The 25,700-nt window shown below is 73.9% G+C and carries 23 protein-coding genes; 12 read left to right on the forward strand and 11 right to left on the reverse strand.

The features are described from left to right. Positions 1-20: 20 nt before the first annotated feature. Positions 21-902 (forward strand): LLM class flavin-dependent oxidoreductase, encoded by an 882-nt coding sequence (locus tag ACLQ2W_RS02560; RefSeq protein WP_425785076.1) that lies wholly within the window; start codon positions 21-23, stop codon positions 900-902. A 65-nt stretch (positions 903-967) separates the two neighbouring features. Here ACLQ2W_RS02560 and ACLQ2W_RS02565 read toward each other — a convergent pair whose 3' ends face one another. Further along, positions 968-1,990: a questin oxidase family protein gene (locus ACLQ2W_RS02565; RefSeq protein ID WP_425785077.1), complete on the reverse strand. Its 1,023-nt coding sequence runs from the start codon at positions 1,988-1,990 to the stop codon at positions 968-970. 41 nt (positions 1,991-2,031) lie between these two features. Further along, on the reverse strand, positions 2,032-2,571 hold the full coding sequence (locus ACLQ2W_RS02570) for a phosphoribosyltransferase family protein (RefSeq protein ID WP_425785078.1): 540 nt from the start codon (positions 2,569-2,571) through the stop codon (positions 2,032-2,034). 167 nt (positions 2,572-2,738) lie between these two features. Between ACLQ2W_RS02570 and ACLQ2W_RS02575 the strand changes: the two genes are divergently transcribed. The 4 genes from ACLQ2W_RS02575 (at position 2,739) to ACLQ2W_RS02590 (ending at position 6,982) form a co-directional block, all read left to right on the forward strand. Continuing rightward, positions 2,739-3,374, forward strand: coding sequence for a septal ring lytic transglycosylase RlpA family protein (locus ACLQ2W_RS02575; protein ID WP_425785079.1), 636 nt, complete (start codon positions 2,739-2,741; stop codon positions 3,372-3,374). 67 nt (positions 3,375-3,441) lie between these two features. Next, positions 3,442-4,569 (forward strand): PP2C family protein-serine/threonine phosphatase, encoded by a 1,128-nt coding sequence (locus tag ACLQ2W_RS02580; RefSeq protein ID WP_425785080.1) that lies wholly within the window; start codon positions 3,442-3,444, stop codon positions 4,567-4,569. 116 nt (positions 4,570-4,685) lie between these two features. Further along, positions 4,686-6,542, forward strand: a complete 1,857-nt coding sequence (locus tag ACLQ2W_RS02585; protein WP_425785081.1) for an acyl-CoA dehydrogenase — start codon at positions 4,686-4,688, stop codon at positions 6,540-6,542. Positions 6,543-6,712: 170 nt separating this feature from the next. Further along, positions 6,713-6,982: a DUF6458 family protein gene (locus ACLQ2W_RS02590; RefSeq protein ID WP_013283345.1), complete on the forward strand. Its 270-nt coding sequence runs from the start codon at positions 6,713-6,715 to the stop codon at positions 6,980-6,982. A 74-nt stretch (positions 6,983-7,056) separates the two neighbouring features. On the opposite strand, the gene ACLQ2W_RS02595 is transcribed toward ACLQ2W_RS02590, so the two are convergent. Beyond that, positions 7,057-7,587: a SixA phosphatase family protein gene (locus ACLQ2W_RS02595; protein ID WP_425785082.1), complete on the reverse strand. Its 531-nt coding sequence runs from the start codon at positions 7,585-7,587 to the stop codon at positions 7,057-7,059. A 115-nt stretch (positions 7,588-7,702) separates the two neighbouring features. On the opposite strand from ACLQ2W_RS02595, the gene ACLQ2W_RS02600 reads away from it, so the two are divergent. After that, positions 7,703-7,993 carry a DUF6458 family protein gene (locus tag ACLQ2W_RS02600; protein WP_396855788.1) on the forward strand — a complete coding sequence of 97 codons (291 nt, stop codon included), beginning with the start codon at positions 7,703-7,705 and terminating at the stop codon, positions 7,991-7,993. 76 nt (positions 7,994-8,069) lie between these two features. On the opposite strand, the gene trhA is transcribed toward ACLQ2W_RS02600, so the two are convergent. Beyond that, complete coding sequence (gene trhA, locus ACLQ2W_RS02605; protein ID WP_425785083.1) at positions 8,070-8,747, reverse strand: PAQR family membrane homeostasis protein TrhA; 678 nt, start codon at positions 8,745-8,747, stop codon at positions 8,070-8,072. Between the two features lie 75 nt (positions 8,748-8,822). On the opposite strand from trhA, the gene ACLQ2W_RS02610 reads away from it, so the two are divergent. The 3 genes from ACLQ2W_RS02610 to ACLQ2W_RS02620 are packed head-to-tail and all read left to right on the forward strand — an operon-like array spanning position 8,823 to position 11,087. After that, positions 8,823-9,437: a 5-oxoprolinase subunit B family protein gene (locus ACLQ2W_RS02610; protein WP_425785084.1), complete on the forward strand. Its 615-nt coding sequence runs from the start codon at positions 8,823-8,825 to the stop codon at positions 9,435-9,437. After that, positions 9,434-10,363 carry a biotin-dependent carboxyltransferase family protein gene (locus ACLQ2W_RS02615; protein ID WP_425785085.1) on the forward strand — a complete coding sequence of 310 codons (930 nt, stop codon included), beginning with the start codon at positions 9,434-9,436 and terminating at the stop codon, positions 10,361-10,363. Before ACLQ2W_RS02610 ends, ACLQ2W_RS02615 begins: the two co-directional genes overlap by 4 nt. Then, a complete protein-coding gene (locus tag ACLQ2W_RS02620) occupies positions 10,338-11,087 on the forward strand; it encodes a LamB/YcsF family protein (protein WP_281933690.1) in 750 nt (249 codons plus the stop codon). The genes ACLQ2W_RS02615 and ACLQ2W_RS02620 overlap by 26 nt, the downstream gene beginning before the upstream one ends. Before the next feature lie 62 nt (positions 11,088-11,149). On the opposite strand, the gene ACLQ2W_RS02625 is transcribed toward ACLQ2W_RS02620, so the two are convergent. Beyond that, positions 11,150-12,985: a thioredoxin-like domain-containing protein gene (locus tag ACLQ2W_RS02625; protein WP_425785086.1), complete on the reverse strand. Its 1,836-nt coding sequence runs from the start codon at positions 12,983-12,985 to the stop codon at positions 11,150-11,152. Between the two features lie 1,059 nt (positions 12,986-14,044). On the opposite strand from ACLQ2W_RS02625, the gene ACLQ2W_RS02630 reads away from it, so the two are divergent. Together ACLQ2W_RS02630 and ACLQ2W_RS02635 are read left to right on the forward strand one after the other, a co-directional pair. Continuing rightward, positions 14,045-14,848 carry a helix-turn-helix domain-containing protein gene (locus ACLQ2W_RS02630; RefSeq protein ID WP_425785087.1) on the forward strand — a complete coding sequence of 268 codons (804 nt, stop codon included), beginning with the start codon at positions 14,045-14,047 and terminating at the stop codon, positions 14,846-14,848. Further along, entirely contained in the window at positions 14,839-15,030 is a 192-nt protein-coding gene (locus tag ACLQ2W_RS02635) for a DUF397 domain-containing protein (protein ID WP_425785088.1), read from the forward strand. Before ACLQ2W_RS02630 ends, ACLQ2W_RS02635 begins: the two co-directional genes overlap by 10 nt. A gap of 366 nt (positions 15,031-15,396) precedes the next feature. Here ACLQ2W_RS02635 and ACLQ2W_RS02640 read toward each other — a convergent pair whose 3' ends face one another. The 5 genes from ACLQ2W_RS02640 to pdhA form a co-directional block, all read right to left on the reverse strand. Next, complete coding sequence (locus tag ACLQ2W_RS02640) at positions 15,397-18,807, reverse strand: LppU/SCO3897 family protein (RefSeq protein WP_425785089.1); 3,411 nt, start codon at positions 18,805-18,807, stop codon at positions 15,397-15,399. Positions 18,808-19,152: 345 nt separating this feature from the next. Beyond that, complete coding sequence (locus tag ACLQ2W_RS02645) at positions 19,153-19,290, reverse strand: hypothetical protein (protein WP_405091869.1); 138 nt, start codon at positions 19,288-19,290, stop codon at positions 19,153-19,155. A 220-nt stretch (positions 19,291-19,510) separates the two neighbouring features. After that, positions 19,511-21,016, reverse strand: a complete 1,506-nt coding sequence (locus tag ACLQ2W_RS02650) for a dihydrolipoamide acetyltransferase family protein (protein ID WP_425785994.1) — start codon at positions 21,014-21,016, stop codon at positions 19,511-19,513. A gap of 5 nt (positions 21,017-21,021) precedes the next feature. Continuing rightward, the gene (locus ACLQ2W_RS02655) at positions 21,022-22,011 is read right to left on the reverse strand and encodes an alpha-ketoacid dehydrogenase subunit beta (RefSeq protein WP_425785090.1); all 990 of its coding nucleotides are present in this window, start codon (positions 22,009-22,011) and stop codon (positions 21,022-21,024) included. After that, positions 22,011-23,189 (reverse strand): pyruvate dehydrogenase (acetyl-transferring) E1 component subunit alpha, encoded by a 1,179-nt coding sequence (pdhA, locus tag ACLQ2W_RS02660; RefSeq protein WP_107158221.1) that lies wholly within the window; start codon positions 23,187-23,189, stop codon positions 22,011-22,013. The genes ACLQ2W_RS02655 and pdhA overlap by 1 nt, the downstream gene beginning before the upstream one ends. A gap of 484 nt (positions 23,190-23,673) precedes the next feature. Here pdhA and ACLQ2W_RS02665 point away from each other — a divergent pair, with 484 nt between their 5' ends. Further along, positions 23,674-24,468, forward strand: coding sequence for a hypothetical protein (locus ACLQ2W_RS02665; RefSeq protein ID WP_425785091.1), 795 nt, complete (start codon positions 23,674-23,676; stop codon positions 24,466-24,468). Here ACLQ2W_RS02665 and ACLQ2W_RS02670 read toward each other — a convergent pair. Further along, positions 24,449-25,675, reverse strand: coding sequence for a hypothetical protein (locus ACLQ2W_RS02670; protein WP_425785092.1), 1,227 nt, complete (start codon positions 25,673-25,675; stop codon positions 24,449-24,451). The genes ACLQ2W_RS02665 and ACLQ2W_RS02670 overlap by 20 nt on opposite strands. Positions 25,676-25,700 lie beyond the last annotated feature (25 nt).

The following is a 25,700-nucleotide window of genomic DNA, read 5'->3' on the forward strand; positions in this document are numbered from 1 at the left end:
CGGGCCGTACGCTGGGGATCATGCGGATTGGCATCGTGATCCTGCCGGACCAACGCTGGTCGGAGGCGCGCCGGCGGTGGGCGCAGGCGGACGAGTGGGGCTTCGACCACGCCTGGACGTACGACCACCTGGGCTGGCGTGACCTGGTCGACGGGCCCTGGTTCGACTCCTGGACGACCCTGACCGCGGCGGCCTCGGTGACCTCCCGGGTCCGGCTCGGCACGCTGGTGGCCTCGCCGAACTTCCGCCACCCGGCGGCGTTCGCCCGGCAGGTGACCGCGTTGGACGACGTGTCCGGCGGGCGGGTGCTGCTCGGGCTGGGCGCGGGCGGCATCGGCTTCGACTCGGCCGTGCTCGGCGGCGAGACGCTGCCGCCCCGGCAGCGGGTCGACCGGTTCGCGGAGTTCACCGAGCTGCTCGACCTGATCCTGCGCGAGGACGGCACGACCTGGCGCGGGGAGTGGTTCGCGGCGGTGGACGCCCGCAACAACCCCGGCTGCGTCCAGCAGCCCCGGGTGCCGTTCGTGCTGGCCGCGAACGGTCCCCGGTCGATGCGCCTGGTCGCCCGGTTCGGGCAGGGGTGGGTGACCACCGGCCTCGACGGTGACGACCTGGCGGGCTGGTGGGACACGGTGGCGGAGCTGTCCGACCGGATGACGCGGGCGCTGGAACAGGCCGGCCGGGACCCGGCCACCCTGGACCGTTACCTCTCGCTCGACTCGGCTCCGGTCTTCTCGCTGACCAGCGCGGACTTCCTCGCGGAGCAGGCGGCCCGGGCGGCCCGGCTGGGCTTCACCGACGTGATCACGCACTGGCCCCGGGCCAGCAGTTGGTACGCCGGCGACGAGGCGGTGCTGACCGAGGCGGCGGCGCTGCTGCCGGAGCTGCGCCGGGTCGGCTAGGTGTTAGGAGGGGGCCCCTGTTATGCAGAATGCGTTAACAGGGGGCCCCGCCTTCGCGGCACCGGTCAGATCAGACGGCCGGCGTGGGCGGGGGCGGCCAACACCCGCTGGTCACCTGTTGCCGCGTACGCCTCCAGCGCCGCGTCGGCCAGCTTCACCACGTGTTCGTCGCCGTGTCGGGCCGCCCGGGCGAACACCTCGGCCGGATCGGTGGGCCCGTCGACAGGAGTGGCGGCGGTCGGCGCGGGTGCGGCGTACACCGAGGTCACGGCCGCCGTCGCGGCCCAGGCCGCGGCGACGCTCGGCGCTCGCAGCGCCGGGTCCAGGGCCGGCAGGGTACGCAGCACCGCGGTCGGCGCGGTGACCGCGTGCACCAGCATCACCGGCTCGCCGTGCCCGAACCGCAGGTAGTCCAGCGCGGCGCGGTGCACCACCTCGGTGAGCGTGCGGGCCGCCCGGTCCGGGTCGGCCGGCGGACGCAGCGCCGTGACCGCTGTCGACCATCCGGGCTCCCCGGTCAGCCGGCCCAGCCGCTCCCGGATGCCGCCGCTGCGGTCCGCGATCCGGGGCACCCCGGCCAGCGCCGCCACGACGTCGGCGTGCCCGGTGAGCGGGCCGGCGCCGGGGACCGGCTGCCAGCGGGCCGCCCAGTAGCCGAGCGCCTGGCCCAGCTCGGCGCGGCGCTCCGGGGTCTCCCCGTCGGTGTGCAGCACCCGCACCGCGTGTCCGACCCGGATCACGCCGTGGGTGGCCCCGGCCGCGATCCCGGGGAGCAGCCGGGGCCACCATTCGCCGAGCACCTCCCGCCACGGCCGGTCGCGCAGCTCGCGGTCGAAGTGGTCGAGCCAGTCGCCGGCCCGCTTCGGGTCACCGAGCGCGGCCCGCCAGTCGTCGATCGGCCGCAGCCCACGGGGCAGGTCGTCGAGCCGGCGCAGGTAGCCGTCGAGCCAGCGGTGCACGCGGGCGCCCTGCCCGTGCCGGACCAGCGCCTCGGCGGCCATCGGCCCGTGGTTGGAGAGCCAACCTTCGAACTCGGGGCCGGTGCGGTGCAGTCGGTGGTACGCCTCGTCGAGGATGCCGTCGTCCATCCGCCGATGGTCGGGGTTGAAGCGTGCTTGAGGTCAACCCCTCAGGGCAGGTCGTCCCCGGTGAGCAGCGCGCGGACCCGCAGTCGCGCGCGGACGGCCGGCGGGCAGGTGGCGACCAGCGCGGCGGCGCCGACCGGCTCGGCGTCGTGGTCGCGCACCAGCCGGCACAGCGCGTCCAGTTGCGCGCCGGTGTCGACCCAGTCGTCCACCAGCAGCACCCGGTCGCCGGGGCCGAGCCGTCGGCCGTCCACGCCGATCCGGAGCCGCTGCCCCCGGTGGTCCGGCGGGGTCGCGGCCCACCGGGTCGGCCCGATCCGGCGTCGCTCGCCACCGTCCTTGTACGCGGGCAGGAACCCGGCGCCGGCGGCCACCGCGACCAGCGGGCCGAGCAGCAGCCCGGTCACCTCGGGGGCGACCACCACGGTCGGGCGCGCGTCGGGGAAGAGGCCGGCCAGCGCCGGCCCGACCTCGGCGAGCACCTCGGGGTCACGCCACCAGCCGGAGAGGTCGCTGACCAGGTGGCTGCTCTCCGGCCCGGGGTCGGCCCAGCGGAACAGTTCGACCAGGCGACGGTTCAGCACCGCTCCATCCTGCCCACCCGTCCACCGTTCGGCCCAACGGCCGTGGCTTGATCGGCTACACGTACCACGGCAAATGCGGGCATATCACCATGATCACGTTGACGTCGGAAGTGCTTCTCTCGTTACGGTCCGGGCCGGTTTGTTGAGTTGACGAAAGGACCGGCCCGGTGGCTGCTAGGCACCTTCGTACCCGCAGATTGTTCTCCTCGCCGGCCGGCATCGCCGCCACCGCGGCGGTCGGCGTGGCGCTCGCGGTCGGCGGCACCGTCGGCGCGGTGCAGCTCACCGCCGCCGAGCCGCCCGCCGCGCCGGCCCTGGTCGAGGCCACGCCCAGCACGGCGGCCCCCACCTCGGCCGCGCCGTCGCCGAGCGCCTCCGCCACCGCGAGCCGGAGCCCGTCGCCGAAGGCCACCCCGAGCCCGAAGCCGACCCGCACCCAGCCGGCGTCCCGGGGCAAGACCCGGACCGCGGCGCCGAAGCCGACCACGACGAAGAAGAAGACCGCCGCCCCGAAGGTGGTGGAGAGCGGCTCCTGCGGCGCGTCCTTCTACGACGAGGGCCAGATGACCGCGAACGGCGAGACGTTCGACCCGGACGCGCTGACCGCGGCGCACAAGACGCTGCCGTTCAACACCCGGGTCCGGGTCACCAACCCGGCCAACGGGAAGTCCGTGGTGGTCCGGATCAACGACCGGGGCCCGTACATCGACGGTCGGTGCATCGACCTGTCCCGCGCCGCGTTCGCGGCCATCGCCTCGACCGGTCTCGGCGAGGTGGACGTCCGCTACGAGGTGCTCGGCTGACAGCCGGTCCGGCAGAACTTCCGCGACGGACGGGCCGCGATCGTTCTCCGGTTCACATCCATCAGGCATGCTGTCCGATGTACGTACGCAACCCTTCCAGCCGGGCCGCGGCCCGCTGAGCCCCGGATCCCGCGCCGGCCTCGGCGCGGCCCTCGCGCTGCTCGCGATCGTGTCGGCGGCGGAGGCGGCCGACGGCCGGCCGGTGCACTACCTCGCGCTGATGGCCGCCGCCCCCGTCCTCGCCGCCGCGCTGGCCTCCTGGCGGGTGGTGCTGGCCGTGGGGGCGCTGGCCACCGCGGCCGGGGTCGCCTTCGCCGCGGCCGAGAAGGGCATGCCGCTGGTGACCGCCGTCAGCGTGGCCGCCATCGTGCTGGCCACCGCGATCTCCGCCGCCACGGCGGCCGTGCGGCAGCGTCAGACGGAGCGCATCGCCGAGCTGACCCGGCTCGCCGCGGTCGCCCAGCAGGCGGTGCTGCGTCCGCTCGGTCCGCAGGTCGGCACGCTGGCGGTGGCCGCGCGCTACATCTCCTCCACGGCCACCGCCGAGATCGGCGGCGACCTGTACGAGGTGATGGACACCCCGTACGGCGTCCGGATGATCATCGGGGACGTCCGCGGGAAGGGGCTGGACGCGGTCCGGCTGGCCAGCATCGTGCTCGGTTCCTACCGGCACGTGGCCTACGAGCGGGCCGACCTGCGCGCGGTGGTGACCGACCTGGACCGGGCGGTGGCCCGCAACGTCGGCGACGAGGACTTCGTCACCGCCGCGCTGGTCGAGGAGCGCGGCGGCACGCTCACCATCGTCAACTGTGGACATCCACCGCCGCTGTTGCTGCGCCGCGGCGCGGTGATCCCGCTGGAGCCGCCGGCCCCGGCGCCGCCGCTGGGCTTCATGCCGGTGGTCCGGCCCCGGGTGGAGCGGCTGGAGCCGGGTGACCGGCTGCTGCTGTTCACCGACGGGCTGGGCGAGGCCCGGCGGGACGGCGAGTTCTTCCCGACCGCCGACCGCGCCTGGCGTCTGCTCGGCCACGGGACGGTCGGCGACGGGCTCGCCTCGCTGGAGACCGCCCTGGTCGAGTGGGTGCAGGACCGGCTCGACGACGACATCGCGCTGGTCCTGATGGAGTACACCGGCCCGCGTAGCGCGGCGGCGGCCCCGGTGCCGAGCTGGGAGGTCGGCGCCGCCGACGGGTGAACCGGACGTGTGTAATCGCTGTCACTTCGGCGATCGGGTTGTCGTTGCCTACCGGCGAGTAATACAGTCTGGAGTTACTGATCGGTAACACCTGTCCGGAAGCGGGGCCAGCGAGCATGACCCACTACAAGAGCAACCTTCGGGACCTCGAGTTCAACCTGTTCGAGGTGTTCGGGGCGGACCGGACGTTCGGCCAGGAGCCGTACACGGACCTGGACGTCGACACCGCCCGTAGCTTCCTCTCCGAGGTCGACCGCCTGGCCCGCGAGGACCTCGCCGCCAGCTATTCCGACAGCGACCGCAACCCGCCGGTCTTCGACCCGGCCACGCACACCGCGCCGCTGCCCGAGTCGTTCAAGAAGTCGTACCAGGCGTTCATGGACTCCGAGTTCTGGCGCCTCGACCTGCCGGAGGCGCTCGGCGGCACGAACGCCCCCCGCGCGCTCTGGTGGTCCCTGGCCGAGCTGGTGCTCGGCGCCAACGCCCCGGTCTGGATGTACGCCTCCGGCCCGTCCTTCGCGCACGTGCTGCACGTCGAGGGCACCGAGGAGCAGCGGAAGTGGGCCCGGCTGTTCATCGAGAAGCAGTGGGGCTCGACCATGGTGCTGACCGAGCCGGACGCCGGCTCGGACGTGGGCGCCGGCCGCACCCGGGCGGTCCAGCAGCCGGACGGCTCGTGGCACATCGAGGGCGTCAAGCGCTTCATCACCTCCGGTGAGCACGACCTGAGCGACAACATCGTCCACTACGTGCTGGCCCGTCCGGTCGGCGTGGAGGGCGTCGGCGGCCCCGGCACCAAGGGCCTGTCCCTCTTCGTGGTGCCGAAGTTCCACTTCGACGCCGAGACCGGTGAGCTGGGTGAGCGCAACGGCGTCTACGCCACCAACGTCGAGCACAAGATGGGCCTGAAGGTCTCCAACACCTGCGAGGTGACCTTCGGCGAGCACGGCGTACCGGCCAAGGGCTGGCTGCTGGGTGAGAAGCACGACGGCATTCGCCAGATGTTCATGATTATCGAGTACGCCCGGATGATGGTCGGCACCAAGGCCATCGCCACGCTCTCCACCGGCTACCTGAACGCGCTGGAGTACGCCAAGAACCGCGTACAGGGCGCCGACCTGATCCAGCAGGCCGACAAGACCGCGCCGCGGGTGACCATCACCCACCACCCGGACGTGCGCCGCTCGCTGCTGATGCAGAAGTCGTACGCCGAGGGCCTGCGCGCGCTGGTCTGCTACACCGCGAGCTGGCAGGACAAGGTCGCGCTCGCCGAGGCGGCCGGCGACGAGAAGGCCACCAGGCTGGCCAAGCGGGTCAACGACCTGCTGCTGCCGCTGGTCAAGGGCGTCGGCTCGGAGCGGGCGTACGAGCTGCTCGGGCACGAGTCGCTCCAGACGTTCGGCGGCTCCGGCTTCCTCCAGGACTACCCGTTGGAGCAGTACGTCCGGGACGCCAAGATCGACACTCTGTACGAGGGCACCACGGCCATCCAGAGCCTCGACCTGATCTTCCGGAAGATCGTCCGGGACAACGGCAAGGCGCTGATGGCGGTCGCCGGTGAGATCCAGGAGCACATCGCCTCCGAGGCCGGCAACGGCCAGCTCAAGGAGGAGCGGCAGGCGCTCGGCAAGGCGCTCGCCGAGATCCAGAACATGATCGGTGTGATGACCGGCTGGCTGGGTGAGGCCCAGGCCGGTGACGCCCGCGCGCTCTACAAGGTCGGCCTGAGCAGCCGCCGGTTCCTGCTCGCGATCGGCGACCTGGTGGTCGGCTGGCTGCTCCAGAAGCAGGCGGACGTGGCGTTGAAGGCGCTGGCCGGTGAGGTCTCCGCCAGCGACAAGGCGTTCTACACCGGCAAGGTGGCCGCCGCCCGGTTCTTCGCCCGCGAGGTGCTGCCCCGCATCGGCGCCGACCGGCGGATCATCGAGGGTGCCGACCTGGAGATCATGGACCTTCCGGAGGAGGCGTTCTAAGCCCTCGCGGGCACTTCCTCCCTTTCACCTCGACGGCCGGTGGGCGACAGCCCGCCGGCCGCCGTCGTTGGTGGCGCCGGAGGTGGATAGGCCGGCCGGTGGGTGGGTAACCGTCGCGGACCACGACCGGAGTACGCCCAAGGGCCACCGCACGGGGGAGTGCAGCGCACATGGGCATTGGCAGCGCCATCTTTCTCATCGCGCTCGGCGCGATCATGACCTTCGCCATCCGGGCCAACGTCTGGTGGATCGACCTGCGCGCGGTCGGCTGGGTCTTCATCCTGGCCGGGCTGGGCGTCCTGCTGACCACGTTGTGGTTCTGGCAGGACCGTCGCAAGCGGGCCCGCACGCTCATCGTGGAGGAGAACCGGCTCTCCCACCCGACCGCGATGATGCCACCGCCGCCCGACCCGCCGCCGCCCACCGCCCCGCCGTCCTGACGGCCTCGCCCGCACGTGTTAAGCGGGGCCCCCTCCTCTACCGAATGCGTTAAGAGGGGGCCCCTCCTTGCACCTCAACCGCGGGCGGTGTGGCGGGTGGCGAGCGGGGCGCGCGAGAGCGCTGCCCACTCGGTGGTGGGGTGGTGCACCACGATGTCGGTGGTGCGCATCCCTTCCGGATCCGCCCGCTCGGGGTCGAGCAGCGCCGAGAGCAGTGAGATGCCCGGGTTGTGCGCGACCAGCAGCACCGTGCCGGCTGCCGGGTCCACCGATCGGACCAGCTCCAGCAGCTCGTCCGGGTGCGCCTCGTACGCGGTCGGCTCGTAGCGGACGGCGGGGGCCGGACCCGCCGGGCCGCCCTCCGGCGGGGACCCGGCCAGGCCCAGCGCCACCCCGTGCCAGGTCTGCCGGGTGCGTCGGGCCGGCGAGCAGAGCACCACGTCGGGGAGCAGCCCGTGCCGGGCCAGCCAGGCGCCGGCCGCCGCGGCGTCGGCGTGCCCCCGCGCGGTCAGCGGCCGTTCCGCGTCCGGGGCGTCCCGGGACTGCTCGGCCTTGGCGTGCCGCAACAGCACCAACGTCCGCTGCCGGTTCCTGCCGTCCGTCATCCGCCCAGCTTGCCTGATTGGCGATCGGAGCGCGTGGGTATGTCGATGTGTGCCGCTACCTCATCCATGGCCGCGGCGGGCAGAAACGCCAGCAGGACGCCAAGGAGGCGACGTCATGGGCATCGGTGCCAGCATCTTCCTCATCGCGCTCGGCGCGATCTTCGCGTTCGCCATCGACGCTGACCTGGGATGGCTGAACCTCAACGTGGTGGGCTGGGTGCTCATGCTCGCCGGTCTCGCCGGGCTGCTCACGACGCTCTACTTCTGGAACAGCCGCCGTCGCGTGGTCGCCGCGCCGGTGCGTCAGCAGGTCGTCGCCGAGCCGGTGGTGCCGGTGCAGGGCGACCGGGTGGTGCGCGAGGAGTACCGCGAGGTGCGCCGCCCGGGCTCGGGCTACCCGGCCTGACCCACCCCGAGACCCGAGGGCCCCGCAACGGCGCGGGGCCCTCGTGCATGTCCGGGCCGGCTTCGTCCGGGCCGGCTCAGGCGAACAGCGCGAAGTAGATCGCGATGTGGTGGCAGATCGCCGCGACCAGCGTGCACGCGTGGAAGAACTCGTGGTGGCCGAAGACGGTGGGCCACGGGTTCGGCCGGCGCAGCGCGTAGAACACCGCGCCCACGCTGTAGATCGCGCCGCCCACACTCAGCAGCACCAGCGCGGTGACGCCGCCGGAGTGCAGGATCTCCGGCAGCATCGCCACCGCCACCCAGCCGAGCGCCAGATAGAGCGGGGCGGAGACCCAGCGGGGCGCGTGCGGCCAGATCAGCTTGACCGCCACGCCGGCCAGCGCGCCGCCCCAGACGAGGCTGAGCATGATCGTGGCGTACCGGGTGTCCAGCAGCAGCGCACAGAACGGGGTGTAGGTGCCGGCGATGAACACGAAGATCATCGAGTGGTCCATCCGGCGCATGATCTGGTAGCCGCGCTCGGACCAGACCCGCCGGTGGTACAGCGCGCTGGTGCCGAAGAGCCCGCACACGGTGAGGCTGTAGATCAGGCAGCTCACCAGCGGCGCCCAGCCGGGCCGGGTGGCGGCGATCGAGCAGAGGACGATGCCGCAGACGAGCGCGGCGAAGAACGCGTACGCGTGGAGCCAGCCGCGCATGCGCGGCTTTCCGATGTCGACCGGCCGGAGCCGGAGCGGTGCGGAGGTGGTCACCTCATCAGGTTACGACACCGTAGGTTACTTGCAAGTAGTGTGGACCGTCACGCCCGACGACGCGAGGATGACCGGATGCGGATCCGACCCGTCGGGGCGCACGCCCTGCTGCTCGACTGCGACGACCCCGACCAGGTCGAGGCGTGGCGCGCCGAGCTGTGGCACCGGCGCGCCACCGGCGAACTGGTCGCCGTCGAGATCGTCCCCGCCGCGGTCACCGTCCTGCTCGACGGCGTACCCGACCCGGCGGCCACCGCCGCACGGATCGCCGGCTGGCACCCCCGGAACACCACCGACCGCTCCACCGCCGCCGAGGTCCGGGTGCCCGTCACGTACGACGGGTCAGACCTGCCCACCGTCGCCGGCCACTGGGGCGTCGACACTCCGACAGTGGTCGACCGGCTGCGGCGTACCGAGTTCCGCGTCGCGTTCTGCGGCTTCGCGCCCGGGTTCGCCTATCTCACCGGGCTGCCGCCCGAGCTGGCCGTGCCGCGCCTCCCCACCCCGCGTACCCGGGTGCCGGCCGGCTCGGTCGCGCTGGCCGGCCCGTACGCGGGCATCTACCCCGCCGCCTCACCCGGCGGCTGGCTGCTGGTCGGGCGGACCGAGCTGACCCTCTTCGACGTGCGTGCCGACCCGCCGGCCCGGCTCACGCCCGGCACCCGGCTCCGGTTCGTCGACGCGCCATGATCGAGATGCTGCGGGCCGGCGCGCTCACCACCGTCCAGGACCAGGGCCGGCCCGGCTGGGCGCACCTCGGCGTGCCCCGGTCCGGCGCGCTCGACCCGGCCGCCCTGCGCCTGGCCAACCGCCTCGCCGGCAACCCGGAGCACGCCGCCGGCCTGGAGATCACCCTGACCGGGTGCGTGCTGCGCGTCACCCGGGCGGTCACCGTGGCGCTCACCGGCGCCCCCGCCGACGTGCTCGTCGAGCAGCGTTCACGGACCGCCGGCCCGGGGCCCGCCGAGGTGCGCCCGACCGGGCCGCGCCCCGGCGAGGTCGAGCGACGCCCCGGCGACGTCGGGCGACCGCTGTCGTTGCCGGCCGGCGCGGTGCTGCGGATCGGTCCGGCCCGCGTCGGGGTCCGGACCTGGCTGGCCGTCAGCGGCGGGATCACCGTCGAACCGGTGCTCGGCAGCCGGTCCACCGACACGCTCTCCGGCCTCGGGCCGCCACCGCTGCGCGATGGGGACCGGCTGCCGCTGGGCGCACCGACCGGCCCGCCGCCCCCGGTGGACCTCACCGTCACCCCGCCGGTGCCGGCCGAGGTGTCGCTGGCCGTACGACCCGGCCCCCGGCAGGACTGGTTCACGCCCGCCGCGCTCGACCTGCTGCACGGCAGCGCGTACACCGTCGGGTCGGACAGCAACCGGGTCGGCGCGCGGCTGGCCGGCGCCGCCCTGCCCCGCGCGGTGGCCGGCGAACTGCCGAGCGAGGGCCTGGTGCTCGGCGCGGTGCAGGTGCCACCGGACGGCCAACCGCTGATCTTCCTGGCCGACCACCCCACCACCGGCGGCTACCCGGTCATCGGGGTGGTGGACGACGTGACAGCGCTCGCCCAGGCCCGCCCGGGGACTACGGTGAGGTTCCATGGACCTGAACGCGGACCTCGGTGAGGGATTCGGCAGCTGGCGGCTCGGCGACGACGAGGCGCTGCTCGGGCTGATCAGCTCCGCCAACGTGGCCTGCGGCTTCCACGCCGGGGACGCGGCCACCATGCACCGGGTGTGCGCCGCCGCCGCCGAACGCGGCGTCGCGGTCGGCGCGCAGGTCGGCTACCGGGACCTCGCCGGCTTCGGCCGCCGGCACATCGCCTACGACTTCGCCGAGCTGCGGGACGAGACGATCTACCAGCTCGGGGCGCTCGACGCGTTCTGCCGGCTCTACCGGACCCGGGTGCGCTACCTCAAGCCGCACGGCGCGCTCTACCACGCGGCGGCGTGCGACGAGGCCCAGGCCGCCGCGCTGGTGGCGGCGATCAGCGGGTACGACCACGAGCTGCCGGTGCTCTGTCAGCCCGGCACCGTGCTCGCCCAGCTCGCGGTCGGCGCCGGCCTGCGGGTGGTGGCCGAGGGCTTCGCCGACCGCAACTACCTGCCCAACGGGGCGCTGGTGCCGCGCGGCGCCCCGAACGCGCTGGTGACCGACCCGGACCAGGTCGCCGTGCGGGCCGTCCGGATGGCCGTCGAGCGGACCGTGGTCGCGGTCGACGGCAGCGTGGTCTCCTGTCCCGTCGAGTCGATCTGCCTGCACGGCGACACACCCGGCGCGGTGCGGTGCGCGGAGCTGGTCCGCGCCGCACTCGTCGACGCGGGGGTCACGCTCACTCCGTTCGCGTGAAAGGAGGGGGCCCCGGTTAACGCATTCTGCATAACCGGGGCCCCCTCCTAACACTCGTCAGCTCACGCGTCGTCGAGGCCGCGCAGGACCAGGGGGAGGCGGGTGGCGCCGTCGGTGACCACCCGGACCGGTACGCCCCAGTCCTGCCGGGTCAGGTGGCAGGCGGCGTGCTCGATGTCGGCGTCACAGGTCGCCGCCTGGGCGGTCACCTGCAACACCCCCTGCGTCACGTCCCCGCTGACCACCAGCCGCCGGGACAGGTCGGTGGTCGTGCCCGCGCCGTCGACCAGCAGCTCCGGCGGGGACGCCGAGACCACCAGCCGGGTCGACGGCCCGTACGTGTCGTCGAGCTTCTGCCCCGGCGCCGGCGTGAAGATCACGTCAAGCGTCAGCTCCCCGGCCGCCACGTCCGTGGGTTTGCGCTCCATCCGGTGCCGGGCACCCGCCACGGTGCTCGCGCCGGCCGCCGTCAGCGCGCCGGGCGCCAGCCGGGTCAACCGGTGCGCGGCCGACTCGACCACAAGCACCTCCCCCGCCGGAGTGACCACCAGGTCGCTCGGCTCGGCCAACCCGTCGGCCACGGTCGCGACCTGGCCGGTCGCCGGATCGAAGCGGCGCACCGCGCCGTTGTACGTGTCCGCGATCAGCACCGAGCCGTCCGGCAGCGCGCACACGCCCAGCGGATGCTGGAGCAACGCCTGATCGGCCGGGCCGTCGACGTGCCCGAAGTCGAACAGCCCCTGGCCCACGGCGGTGTGTATCTCGCCCGCCTCGACCCAGCGGACCGCGCTGGTCTCGCTGTCGGCGATCCAGAGCCGGGAACCGTCGGCCGAGACGGACAACCCGGATGGTTGGGCCATCCAGACGTCCGGCAGCGGACCGTCCCGCAGCGCCTCGACCGTGGTGCCGGCGTACATGCCGGCGGTCCGCTTGATCGGGTCGAACCACCAGAGCTGGTGGATGCCGGCCATCGCCACGACCACCCGGTCGTCGTACCAGGCCACGTCCCAGGGGGAGGAGAGGTCGACGGCGCGCGCGTCGTGCGCGTGGTAGTCGACCGTCGAGCGCCACTGCCGCCCGGTGCCGGCCACGGTGACCACCTCGCCGGTCTCCAGCCGTACGCCGCGCAGCAGGTGGTTGACCGTGTCCGCGACGACCAGGTCGTAGCCGGCCACCTCGGCCACGTGCGGGGGCAGCAGGCAGAGCCCCTGCGGCTCGGCGAACGTCGCGCCGGCCGCCGGGCCGTCGGTGCGGCCACGGGTGCCCGCACCGATCCGGCGCACCACGGTCTCCGCGTCCGGCGCCAACTCGACCAGGGAGTGCCGGGCCGAGTCGGAGACCAGCAGGTTGCCGCCGTCGAGCGGGACGACCTTGCCGGGGAAGCGCAACGCCGTCTCCGGCTCGGCCGGCGGGACGTACGGGCCCTCGCCCCGGTGCAACGTGCCCTTCGCCTCGTGCGTGGCGATCAGGTCGTCGACCAGCCGGGCCAGCCCTTCGGCGTGCCCCTCGCCGGCCATGGTGGCCACCACGTAGCCCTCCGGGTCGACCACCGACAGCGTCGGCCAGGCCTTCGCCGCGTACTGCTGCCACATGTCCATCTCGGGGTCGTCGAGCACCGGGTGGTGCACGCCGTACCGCTCGACGGCCGCGGCCAGCGCGTCCGGGTCCTTCTCGTGCTCGAACTTCGGCGAGTGCACCCCGATCACGACCAGCACGTCGCCGTACTTCTCCTCGAGCGGGCGCAGCTCGTCCAGCACGTGCAGGCAGTTGATGCAGCAGAAGGTCCAGAAATCCAGCAAAACGATCTTGCCCCGCAGGTCGGCCAGCGTGACGGCTCTGCCGCCGGTGTTCAGCCAGGCCCGGCCCCGTAGTTCGGGGGCGCGTACGCGTGCGCTCATCACCCCATCGTGCCGCATCAACGGAGCCCAGTCGGCGCGACGGGGCGGCGGGAGAGGCGTACGTGACACTGACTCTCCCGGGAAGGCACAGCCGACGCGCCTGCGGGCCAGAGCCCAACCCATGAACCGGTCTGTCAGGCTTGGCGGGATCTCGCCCGAATCCTGGGCCGCGTAGTCGTCGATCGCATCGGCGAGCTGCGCGCCGAGGTGGAGGATCAACCCCTGGCGGTCGTCCGCGAACCTCGCGCGGAGGGCCGTCCGGGCAACCGAGCACGGCCACGGGCTACCGGTGGCGCGGCACGTCCACGCCGGGCGGACCGGGGAGTGATCGTCGGTGGGAGGTTTCATGCGCCCACCTGTACGGGCGTACGCCGGCTCGGGGCGCGGCGCGCTGAAGACGGGATCGTCGGCGCGGTCAGGAGGCGAACGCCGTCCAGCCAGCACCACCCGTCGAACGTTGGCCACTCCAGTGTGCGAATGACGCGAACGGCGATGGGACGGGCGAACTGTGGGGACGCCGCGCGGGTCAGGCGGAGCACGTCGCCAGACCGAAACGGCGCCGAGGTGGCCGGGCCAACCGTGCGGCGGGGCGCGGTCACCTCTGCTCCCCGCTGCGCCGGAAGACGGTCGTCGTCGCGGGAGCGGACGACCAAGCGTGCCCGTTCGGGGGGCGTGAGGCCGGTGGCGGGGATGGGGGAGCGGCGGCCCGGCGGCGCAGCTTGAGGCAGTAGCGCCAGGTCATCAGGCCGCACGAACAGCTCAGGCCGGGCGGGGACAGCCGCAGGCGGGGGCGGTGAAATCGGGAGGGCAGGACGGCAATCCAATTGAGCTTCGGCTTCTCTCTGGGCACGGCTTCGCCTCCTTTCGTGAGGACCGGGAAGGGGTCGCCCCGCGTGGTGCCTGCCCGGCGGGGCGACCCCCTGACTGGTTCCACTCTCGTGCGTGACCGCCTAGTGTCGGAAGGTGTTCGGCCACGTTGGAGAGACTGCGGCCTTCAGTGTTTGCCCTGGTGGGGAGCCAGGGGGACGGCTGGCTGAAAGTGGGGAAGGGCTGGGGGACATGACCATGACCGCCGCTGAAATCCTGCTCGATGAGCTGCGGAACGCGCGTGCGTCTCGCGGCCTCAGTCAGGACGATTTCGGCAAACTCATCAGCTACTCGGGCACGCATGTCAGCGCCGTCGAGACCGGCTCGCGACCGCCGACGGGCGAATACGCCGCCGCCATCGATCGAGCACTGAGGACGGGCGGCATGTTCGCGCGGCTACTCGATCGGCTCTCCGACCTCGATGCCGCGCCACTCTGGTTACGCGAGTGGATCAGCTACGAACAGCAGGCCCGCACGTTGCGGTGGTATGAGGTCGCGTGGGTGCCAGGGCTCTTGCAAACCGAGACGTATGCACGCGCTGTGTTCGGTAGTGACGGCAGGATCAGCGCCGAGGAGGTAGAGGCGCGAGTGACCAAGAGGCTTGCGCGGCAACAGGTCATCGCCAGCGATGACCCGCCCCACCTCGTTGCCGTCCTGGACGACGCAGTCCTTCGGCGTCCCGTCGGCGGCCCCGCAGTGATGCGCGAGCAACTGTTCCACCTGGCGCAGCTCAGCCAGGACCGACGGCGCGTCCGAATCCACATCGTACCGCGCGGGGTCGGCGCGTACGCTGGCCTCGACGGGCCGTTTGTCGTCGCGACCCTGGCGGACCTGGTTGACGTGGGCTACCTCGACAACCGGCTACGGGGTCAGGTGGTCGAGCGGGCCGCGGAGGTAGCGGCCCTGCGCGAGCAATGGGAAGCCATCCTCGCCGAGGCGCTGACCCTGCAACAGTCCACCGAGCTGATGACGGAAGTGGCAAAGTCATGGACCTGACTGGCGCGCACTGGCGCAAGAGCACCCGCAGCGGCAGTAATCAAGGGGCCTGCGTCGAGGTCGCCGACAACCTTCCCGGCGTCGTCGGCGTGCGGGACTCGAAGGACCCGACCGGCCCGGCGCTCGCTTTTGAGCCGGCTTCCTGGCGGGCGTTCGTCGCCCAGGTCGCCGACCGCAGCTGACACGACCAACACGAGCGCCCGTCCCGTGGTGGGGCGGGCGCTTCACTGTGTGGGCGAGGGTAGGGCGGGTGCCAGCCGGGCCCGCCTGGGCGAGGACCGGGCGTACGCCCGGCTAGTACGTCGAACCCTGACCAGCAGCCGATCGAGCGCTCCGGGCGTACGCCCATCCGACGCCTGGCACCCGCTCTGGCGAGGGCTACCCGAAGGCGCGCATCGCGGCGACGCCGACCCGCCCGACGATCATGAAGTTGGCGGTGACGAATCGGACCGGACGCGCCGTCAACTTCATGATCGACGGGCCGCGGGGGCTGGCCGGGACAGCGTGAAGCGCCCGCCCCCACCGGGGACGGGCGCTTCACGGGAGAGTTACTGGCCGGCCGGCTTCAGGCAGAGCACGCGGTTGGTGCCGCCGCCCTGGAGGACGACAGTGGGCTGGGACAGGTCGGCGCACTTGTCCTTGTTGTCCACCTTCGACACCACGGTGAACGCGCCCTGCTCGCCGCAGTCCGCAGGCGCGGCGGTCGTGCCGGTCTGCTTGATGCAGGAGCCGACCGCCGGGTCGAAGCCCGCCGGCTTGTCGTCACCGCCGATCTTGCCGAGCAGCGTGAGCAGGCCGAGCGGCACGGCGAGGATCAGCACGGCCGCGATGAGCACCAGGGCCAGCACCCGGCCGTTGCGCACCTTCGGCGAGGGCGCCTCGGTCTTCGGCTCGGCGTCCGGCTTGAACGCGTCGAAGCGGCCCTGATCCGATTCGTCGGCCGGACCCTCCGGGGACCAGGCCGGCGGGGCCTGCGGGGACGGCGGCGGGAACGCGGGCGGGAAGCCGCCCGGCTCACCCCCGGGACCCTGACCCGGTACGGCGACCGAGGCCCGCCCACCGGCCGCCGGACCGTACGCGTCCTGCTGGCCACCCGGACCGCCGAACGGGTCGGGACGGCCACCGGGACCGCCGTACGCGTCCTGACGGCCACCCGGGCCCCCGTACGCGTCCTGGTGGCCGCCGGGGCCGCCGAACGGGTTCTGCTGGCCGCCGGGGCCGCCGAAGGAGTCGCGTGACCCGCCGGGCTGCTCGTCGTCCTGCGGGTGCACCCCGTTGGCGGGGCGGTTGTTGCCGGGCGGGTCCACGAAGGACGGCACCCCGACCGGGAACGGCGGCGGGCCGGCCGGCGAGGACGGCCGGTCGCCGTATCCGCGTGGGTCGTCGTCGGACCGGGACTGCGGTCCGCCGTAGCCGGGGGGACCGTCCTGGCCGGGGTAGCCGTGCGGCCCGTCGGACCGGGACTGTGGCCCACCGAAGCCGGGGGGACCGTCCTGGCCGGGGTAGCCGTGCGGCCCGTCGGGCCGCGACTGCGGACCACCGAAGGCGGGTGCGTCGTCCGGCCGGGAGTGCGGTCCGCCGAAGGCGGGTGCGTCGTCGGAGCGGGACTGCTGGCCGGCGAAGTTGGGTGCGTCGTCAGCACGCCCCTGCGGCCCGGCGAAGCCGTGTCCGTCGTCGCCCCGGGAGGGGGACCCGAAGCCGTGTCCGTCGTCGCCCCGGGAAGGGGATCCGAAGCCGTGTCCGTCGTCGGCCCGGGACGGCGACCCGAAGCCGGGTCCGTCGTCCGGTCGGGCCTGCGGGCCGGCGAAGGCGGACGGAGCATCCTGGCCGGGGTAGCCGTGCGCGTCGTCCGCCTCCGGGGCGTCCTCGGGCTCCGGTCGGGTCGGCCGGCCGTACACCCGGGGCTGCGGCGTGGACGCGCCGGTCGGATGTGCCGGCTGGTCGGCCGGCGGGGTGACCCGGCTGGCCACCGGGACGGAGGCGCTGGCCGAGACCGGACCGGCGGCGCCGGCCTCGGGCGAGGTGCGCGGGCCGGGAAGGATCGGACCGGCCGGCGACTGCGGCTCCTCAGGTGCGGACCGGGCGGCGCCCCAGCCGGCGTCACCGCGCTCCGGCTCGTACGCCTGGGGTGCACGCTCGGCCGGGCCGAACTGCGCGGCGGCGGCATGGTCGGCGGGTGGTGAGGCCGCCAGTGCGGCCCCCGGCACCCGCTGGCTCTGTGCGGGCAGCGGTACCGCGTGGCCGGGTGAGATGCCCGGTGCGGGCGCGGGCTGGTAGACCGGTCCGTCCTCGGCGGGCTGCCAGCCGCGCGACGGTGCCGGCGGAGCCTCGTCGGCGTGGCCCCACGCCTCGGCGGGCGACCAGGGTTCGGCGGACGCCCGCTCGTCCTGGTTGCCGCCCCACCCGGGCCGGACCGGCTCCTCCGCCGGCCGCTCGGTCTCCCGCTGCTGCGGCCCGGCTGCGGCGCCGCCCCAACCGCCGGCCGGTCCCTCGCCGCCACGCTGCGGCAACGCCGGGGCGTCGTGCCAGCCGGCGGCCTGGTCATCGGCGTCACGTTGCGGCAACGCGGGAGCGTCGTGCCAGCCACCGGCCTGATCGTCGCCGTCGCGCCGAGGCCGGGCGGGGGCGTCGTTCCAGCCCGAGGGGTGGGGCTGATTCGACTCGCCCCAACCGGCCGGCTGCGGGACCTCGGCCGCGCCGGCGGCGCGCCCGCCGGCGGCCCAACCGCCGGAGCGGTCCGGGTCGTCGTCCCGAGTGGAACCGTCCCGGCCGCCCACCCGGTTCTCTCCCTGCGGGGCGGGCCAGCCGCCGGATCGGGCCGGTTCGTCGTGCTGCTGCCCGCCGGCCGCCTGCCAACCGCCGGAGCGGTGCGGGTCGTCCTCGGTGGGGTTGGAGCGGCTGTCCTGGTCGGACTGCTCCGGAGTGGACCACGCCTGCTCGGGCCGGACGGCGCCGGGCACGGAGACCTTGGCGGCGGCCCGGGCGGTCGGCTCGGGCGGAGGCCAGGTGGCCCCGCTCTGCTGGCCGGGCGGAACCCAGGCCGGCTGCGTGTCGCGCGGGGTCCAACCGCCGGACCGGTCGTCCGGCTGCGCGCCGGGCTGCTCGTCGCGGCGGTTCCAACCGCCGGAACGGTTCGGGTCGTCCGACCGGGCGGCGGCCTGCTCGTCGCGGCGGTTCCAGCCGCCGGAGCGGTTCGGGTCGTCCGACTGGGCGGTGGTGCCGACGGCCCAGCCGCCGGAGTGGCCGGCGTCGTCACCCTGCTGCGCGGCAGGGGTGAACCCGCCGGAGCGGTGCGGGTCGTCCGAGCCGGCGGGGGTGACCCAGGACTCGTTCGGCACGGTGGCCGGCGCCGGGACGTAGCCGGTGCTCCGCGCGCCCGTCTCGGGCTGCGCCCAGGCGGGCTGCTCCCCGGCGGCGCCGCGGGCGGGACGGTGCTGCTCGGCGGCCCAGGCGGGCGGCGCCGGCTCGGCGGGACCGCCCGACGTCGGGGCCCAGGCCGGCGGCGCCGGCTCGCCGGAGGCGTCCGGACGGGTCGACTCGCCCGGCCCCCACGCGGGAGCACCCGGACCGGAGCCGGCCCAGGCCGGTGCGCCCTGCTCGGGGCCACGGTCGCCGGAGGCGGCCCAGGCAGGCGCGCCCTGCTCGGAGCCGGCCCAGGCGGGCTGTGCGCCCCGGCCGCCCGAGTCGGCGGGCGGGGGCACCTGGGCGGTGGCGCGACCGGTGACGTGCTGGCCGGCGGGCGGGGCCCAGGCGGGCGGCTGGTCGTCGGCCGCGGCCCAGGCCGGAGCCGGCGGGGCGGGCCGACCGGCCGGCGGGGGCGGGGCCCAGCCGAGGTCGGGTGTGCCGTTGTACCCGTTGTCCTGCTGCGCCGGCTGGTCGCCGTACGGCACCGGTCCGCCGGTGCCCGGCGACACCTCGCCCGGCTCCTGGCCGGGGTGGTGCGGAGCCTCGGACGTCATGGGTGCTCCTCCTCCATCACAGGTCGACCGCCGATGCCGGCCGGGGACCGTCGGCATGGCTGCCGGCGTCGCCGGCGGGTACCGGCCGTGCGGGCTCCCCGCACCGTATCCGGTGGCCGCCCGGGGACGCTCGGGGAGCATCGGCCGTCACCGAAAGTCACCGGTCGACGTCGATGAGTTTCACTCTCCACGTCGGTCCGGAGCAGCCGGTTGGCGACCGTGCCAACCGTACCGGGCGGTGCGGCGGGGTGGAATCCCGGTGCCGGACGACGGGGAACGCAGAAGACCCGCCCGGGGTGCCGGGCGGGTCTTCTGCACTGGAGGAGGTGAGGAACGTCGGTGGCGTCAGCTCAGGTGACGCTGGGCGATGGCGAGAAGCTCTGCGCGGACCGCGGGCGAGTTGGCGGAACGCAGGGCGTGCTCGATGGCACGGGCCCGGCGGTTGGCGTCGCGGCGGGTGCGGATTCGCTCGATCATGCTCATCTTGGGTCTCTCCTCCTGGCTATTCGGTTGTCAGCCCTTGATGTCTCTATTTAAGCGCACCGCACGCATGATCGCCATCGATTACAAGGTGAGCTGAGCCACCTGCCTAAGGATCGTAGGCATCCTCATCGCTGAGCCGATGATTCCTTCATCAACGGCAACGGCCGGTGTGCCGGGCGTTCACCCGTGGCACACCGGCCGTTGCCGGAGCGGTGGTACGTCAGGTCCAGGCGAGCAGCGCCGCCTCCGGATCGGCCAGGAAGTCCCCGATGTCGCGCAGGAACTTGGACCCCAGCTCACCGTCGATGATCCGGTGGTCGAAGGAGAGGCCGAGCGTGGTGACCAGCCGGGCCTTCACCTTGCCCTTGTGCACCCACGGCTGCTCGCGTACCGCGCCGAAGGCGAGGATCGCCGACTCGCCCGGGGGCAGGATCGGCGTACCGGTGTCGACGCCGAAGACGCCGACGTTGGTGATGGTGAGCGTGCCGCCGGACATGTCCGCCGGGGACGTCCTCCCCGACTTCGCGGTCTGCACCAGCGCCGTCATCGCGTCCGCCAGCTCACGCAGCGTCAGCCGGCCGGCGTCCTTGATGTTCGGCACGATCAGGCCGCGCTCGGTGGCCGCCGCGATGCCCAGGTTGACGTACTCCTTGACCACGATCTCGTCGCCGGCCCAGGTCGAGTTGACCATCGGGTACCGCTTGACCGCCAGCAGCACCGCCTTGGCGACCAGCAGCAGCGGGGAGACCCGCACGTCGCGCCACTCGCGCCGGTCGCGGAGCCGGTCCAGCGCCTTCATCGCCCGGGTCACGTCGACGGTCAGGAACTCCGTCACGTGCGGGGCGGTGAACGCCGAGCGGGCCATGTTCTCCGCGGTGAGCTTGCGTACCCCCTTGACCGGGATGCGCTGCTCGCGGTCCGCGCCGAAGCTCGCGGCCGACGCGGCCGACGTCGCCGGCGCGGTGACCGTCAGCGGCTCGGCCGCCGCCGGGGTCCCACTCGCCGCCCGCTGTACGTCCTCGCGGGTGATCGAGCCGAGCGGACCGGAACCGGTCAGCGCGGCCAGGTCGACCCCGAGGTCCTTGGCGAGCTTGCGGACCGGCGGCTTGGCCAGCACCGGGCCGCCGCCCGCCCGACCGTTGCCGTTGCCGTTCAGCGCGGGCGTCGGGGCCACCGGGGTCGCCGCCGGAGCCGGCGCCGGCGCGGCCTGGACCGGCGCGACCGGGACCGGGGCCGCCTGGGTCGGGGCGGCCGGCGCCGGGGCGGCGCCCTTGCGCGGGCGGCGCTTGGCCGGCGCGTTGCGCGGGCCGTAGCCGACCAGCACGGCGGTACGCCCACCCGGCGCCACGCCACCGATCAGGCCCGGCTCGACCATGCCCTCCTCGGGCGCCACCTCGACAGCGGCCAGCGAGGCCGCCGACGGGGTGGGCAGGTCGGCGGTGGGCGTGCCGGTCGTCGACTGCTCCACCGGCCCGGCGCCCGGGTCGGTGTCGATCGCGATGATCGGCACGCCGACCTCGACCGTCGAACCCTCCGGGTGGAAGATCGCCTGCACCCGGCCGGCCCACTTCGCCGGGATCTCGACCGCCGCCTTCGCGGTCTCCACCTCGACGATCGGCTGGTTCAGCTCGATGTCGTCGCCCACCTTGACCAGCCAGGCGAGGATCTCGCCCTCGGTCAGGCCCTCGCCCAGGTCGGGCAGGTTGAACTCCTTGATCCGGGACATGCCGCTCACCAGCCGAAGGTGCGGTCGACGGCGTCGAGCACCCGGTCGAGGTCCGGCAGGTACTCCTCCTCCACCCGGGCGGCCGGGTAGGGGATGTCAAAACCGGTCACCCGCAGCACCGGGGACTCCAGGGAGTAGAAGCACTCCTCGGTGATCCGGGCCGCGATCTCCGACCCGAGGCCCAGGTTGCCCGGCGCCTCGTGCACGACCACGCAGCGGCCGGTGCGCTTCACCGACTCGTACGCGGCGGTCAGGTCCAGCGGCGACAGCGTCCGCAGGTCGATGACCTCCAGCTCCCGGCCGTCCTCGGCGGCGGCGGTGGCCGCGTCCAGCGCGGTGCGCACCATCGGGCCGTACGCCAGCACGGTGGCGTCCGTGCCCGGCCGGGCGACCCGCGCGTTGTGCAGCGGGTACGCGTCGGTGAGCGGGGCGTCCAGGTCGACCTGACCCTTCTCCCAGTAGCGCCGCTTCGGCTCCAGGAACACGATCGGGTCGTCCGACGCGATGGCCTGCTGGATCATCACGTACGCGTCCTGCGGGTTCGCGCAGGTGACCACCTTGAGACCGGCGGTGTGCGCGAAGTACGCCTCGGGCGACTCCGAGTGGTGCTCGACCGCGCCGATGCCGCCGCCGTAGGGGATCCGGATGACCATCGGGATCCGCACCTTGCCCTGCGAGCGGTAGTGCATCTTCGCCACCTGCGACACGATCTGGTCGTACGCGGGGTAGACGAAGCCGTCGAACTGGATCTCGCAGACCGGCCGGAAGCCGCGGATGGCCAGGCCGACCGCGGTGCCGATGATGCCGGACTCGGCCAGCGGGGTGTCGATCACCCGCTGGTCGCCGAAGTCCTTCTGGAGGCCGTCGGTGATCCGGAACACGCCGCCGAGCTTGCCGACGTCCTCGCCCATGATGACGACCTTCTGGTCGTTCTCCAGGGCTCGCCGCAGACCGGTGTTGAGTGCCTTGCCGAGCGTGAGCGTTTCCGTGGCCATCAGTGCGCGCTCCCCTCGAACGACTCCATGTACTGCGAGAACCGGGCCCGCTGCTCGTCCAGCTCCGGGGAGCCGTGCGGGTAGACGTGGTCGAACATGCTGACCGGCTGCGGGTCCGGCATGTTGAGCACCCGTTCACGCAGGTGCACCGACTCGGTACGGGCCTGCTCGTCGATCTCGGTGAAGAACGACTCGTCGACGATCTGCTGCTTGAGCAGGAACGCCTTCATCCGGGCGATCGGGTCCTTGGCCTGCCAGGCCTCGACCTCGCTGGCGATCCGGTAACGCGTCGGGTCGTCCGAGGTGGTGTGCGCGCCCATCCGGTAGGTGTACGCCTCGATCAGGGACGGGCCCTGGCCGCTGCGCGCGGTGTCCAGCGCGTGCCGGGTCACCGCGTACGAGGCGAGCACGTCGTTGCCGTCCACCCGGACGCCGGGGAAGCCGAAACCGCCGGCCCGCCGGTACAGCGGGACGCGGGTCTGCCGCTCCAGCGGCTCGGAGATGGCGTACTGGTTGTTCTGGCAGAAGAAGACCAACGGCGCGTTGAACACGCTGGCCCAGACGAACGACTCGTTGACGTCGCCCTGGCTGGTGGCGCCGTCACCGAAGTAGGCGATCACCGCCTCGCCGTCCTCGCCGCCGGTCTTGCCGTCCATGGCGACGCCCATGGCGTACCCGGTCGCGTGCAGGGTCTGCGCCCCGATGACGATCGTGTACATGTTGAACTTGAACTCGTTCGGGTCCCAGCCGCCCTGGTCGACGCCGCGGAACAGGCCGAGCGGCATGATCGGGTCGATGCCGCGGCAGTAGAGGACGCCGTGCTCCCGGTAGGTCGGGAACGCCATGTCCTGCGCGCGCAGCGCGCGGCCGGAGCCCACCTGCGCGGCCTCCTGGCCCAGCAGGCTCGCCCACAGGCCCAGCTCGCCCTGGCGTTGCAGGGCGGTCGCCTCGGCGTCGAGCTTGCGGACCAGCACGAGGTCGCGGTAGAGCCCGCGGTACTCCTCGTCGGTGAAGTCGACGCGGTACTCGGTCCCGTCCGGGCCGAGCGCGGTCTCGATCCGCTCGCCTTCCGGCGTGAGCAGCTGTACGAGTTCCGGTTCGCCGGTCGCGGCGGCGCGCCTGGTACGGGGTGCGGCCCGCTTGCTGCGGGTGGCGGCCCCGGGGTCGCCCTTTGCCATCGGTCTCTCCCTGTCTGTCTGCGCCGCCGGGGGTGACCCGAGCCGCGCACCTCGTGCGCCCGCCCGGCTGCTGCCGGGTCGGTCCCTGGCGACCGCGCCTAGCCCCGGTGAGGGTTGCCGCGCGGCGTGAGCCGGGGTCCGTCGGGGGACCCAGGCCCGGGAGCGCCGGCGCCGTTCCGCACCAGCCGCGGGGTGCGCGGAGGTAGCGGCTGCGTTGCCGTCGTGCCTGAATGATTGCAGAGGAGGTGAGCGGGCCCACAGTATGGCCTCCCCCGTCGGTGAGCTTCCATCGGCTTCGCGACGGATGAGCGCTTTTGTCCCGACAGGTGACGGGCCCTCGGCGGACAAAATGTGTGTCGACACGCGGTTGCGGCTGGTGAACTGACTGTCACTCGGTCAAGCTGGCGATGAGCGTTCACGCGGCTTTTGTCCGGATATTCGGGCGGGCTGTTCCGTTCCGTCGACGCGTACGAGGAGTGTGCCGGTGTCTGAACCAGAGGGTCCTCCCGGTGCCCCCTTCCTGGGCCGGCACCGGGCCCTGCCCGCCGCCCGCTACCGACGGGTGGTCGGCGCGCACCGCGCGCCCGGCGTCGGTGGCCCGAGCCGGGGCTACCTGCTGACCGTGGCGCTGCTCGCCGGCACCGCCTCGATGCCGATCCTGGCCGCGATCAGCACCGGCTCGGCGACCGTGGGGAACAGCGCCCTGCCCGACGCCGGCACGCCGTTCATCCCGACGCCCTCGGTCGGGCCGGTGGTCATCCCGCTGCCCCGGACCACGCCGGCCCCGGTGCTGACGGCGTCCACGCCCGCGGTCGACGCCGTCACCACCACCGCGCCGCCGCGACCGGCGTTCCCGGCCGCCCCGATCCCGCCCGACAAGAGCGACCTCGGCTCCGCGCGTCGGTCCCGGCCGGCCACCGCGCCGGCGGCCCCGCCCGAACCACCCCGGCCCTCACCGGTCCGGCCGCCGCGACCGTCGCCGGTGCCCTCGCCCACGCCGGTACCCACCCCCTCGGCGTCCGACCCGGCGCAGGATCCGGTCCCGGTGCCCGAGCCCACCACCACCTCCTCCGCGCCCACCCCCGAGCCGACCGGCACCTCGTCCGGACCGACCGCCGAGCCGACGTCCGGGCCCACCTCGGAGCCGTCGTCGGGGCCGACCGCCGAGCCGTCGTCGTCCGGGCCCACCTCGGCGCCGACCTCCGGGCCCACGTCGGAGCCGAGCCAGGGGCCGTCGCCGAGCGGCGAGCCGGACCGGCTCAGGCGGGGTCGTCGGTGAGGCGGTGCCGGTTCGCCTCGATCCAGGCGTCCAGCGCCGCCGGGTCGTCCGGGTCCACCCCGTCCGCCATCAACTGCGCCACCGCCGCGGTGGCCGCGCTCCGCCGCTCACCGGTGCTGTAGAGCCGGGCGAACTCGGGGACCATCTCGGTGATCGCCTCGTCCGTCCGGGCGGTCGCGGGTGGCGCCAGCCCGCGCTGCCGGCCCGCGTACGCGGCCCAGGCCCGCAACACCCGGGGCAGCATCGCGGCGTCGTCCATGTCCAGCACGGCGCGACGGTGCACCCAGTCGAGCAGGAACAGCTCGACGACCATCGGGCTCCACCGCATCGGGTCGGCGTCCGGGAAGCTCGCCGCGTGATCCAGCAGCAGACCCAGGCAGAAGTGCAGCGAGGCCAGCTCGCCGTCGGCCACCTCGGGCAGGCCGAAACGGGCGGCCTCGGGCGAGTCGAGGAAGGCGCGTACCAGCCTCGTCCGCTCCTCGTCGGTGGCCGGCGGCACGACCTCCGGCCCGGTCGGCGGTCGCGGCCCGGGCAGGGCCGCCAGGCGGGCGCCCACCAGGGCCCGGTCGGTGGCGAGTGAACCCTGGGCGGGCAACTCGCCGAGGTCGTCGGTGACCGCCAGGTGGCGGCCCACCTCCGCGTGCATCCGGGCCGGGTCCTCGGCACGGAACCAGGTCAGCTCGTCCTCGGTGCAGATCTCCCGGGCCTGCTCGACGATCCGGGCCGCCGGACCGCCGACGAACACGTCCTTGGTGATGCCGATGTTGTGGTCGACGAGGGCCACCAGGGCGTGCTCCGGCCCGCCCTGCTCCTCGTCCTCGTAGGCGAACGTGGCCAGGTAGGAGGTCTGGTCGCCGTACACGTCGCCGTACGCCCAGGTGCCGGTGAGGCGCACCCGGCCGAGCTGGCCGGCCCACGCCGGGGCGTACGCGCCGGGCCGGACCCGGGCGGCGCCCTCGGCGTCCGGCACCAGGGCGGCGAAGACGGCGCGGATGGTGGTCGCGGCGGCACTGCGCCGGCGTGACGTGGCGGCGAGGAAGCCGGTCACGAACTCGTGGACGGCTCGCTGTCGGTCGTGCTCCGCGACGGCGTAGACGCTGCCCAGCAATGCGGCGCCGAGCATCTCCGCGTCCAGGGCGGAGTCGAGCCTCGTCACGTCGCGCGCGGCGTGCAGCACCGCGTCGTAGGGGGTCTGTGGCGTGGCCATGCATCGACCCTACGCCGCGCCGACG

The organism is Micromonospora sp. DT227, from assembly GCF_049841835.1.
GTDB lineage: Bacteria > Actinomycetota > Actinomycetes > Mycobacteriales > Micromonosporaceae > Micromonospora.